Genomic DNA, 561 nt, shown 5'->3' with positions numbered 1-561 from the left:
GGTGCTGATTGGCGGTCTTATCGCTGCGGTCATGCAATTTGTTTGGTTACACATCATCAACCGTTACACCCTTGCTCTGCCTCAGATTGCCTTAGCCAAGCAGTATTTGAATTACTGCCTACCAGTAATGTTGTCTGCGCTTGTCGCGTTTTGTTTGAATGGTGCCGAACGCTGGTTCATCGGCGCAAATGCTTCGTTGGCGACGTTAGGCATTTATGCGATTGCGGTTAAGTTCGCAGTGGGTATGTGTATTTTGGTGCAGCCATTTGGCATGTGGTGGATGCCACGACGCTTTGCGTACCTCGAAAATGGTCGAGATAGTGAAGCCGTGCGCGTTTCTCATTTAGGGATGATTTATGTTTCTGCGCTCAGCGTGGTTGTAGCGACACTGGCAATGGTCATGATCACGAACTTCTTGCCAGAAACCTACCATGAAGCGGTACTTTACACGCTGTTCTTGCTACCGATTGCGATGCTCAAGGAATGGAGCGAATTGTTAAACATCGCCATTCTTTTCAAACGCAGAACCCGATGGTTGCTTGGTATTAATGTGGTTTCTGC

The 561-nt window shown here is 48.1% G+C and carries 1 protein-coding gene; it reads left to right on the top strand.

All coding sequences use genetic code 11. The features are described 5' to 3' along the window. On the top strand, positions 1 to 561 hold a 561-nt coding region (locus R7O13_RS29615; RefSeq protein WP_412125751.1), incomplete at both ends, for a lipopolysaccharide biosynthesis protein.

This window comes from Vibrio sp. Y176 (assembly GCF_033438945.1).
This window is presented reverse-complemented; position numbering and strand designations above follow the sequence as displayed.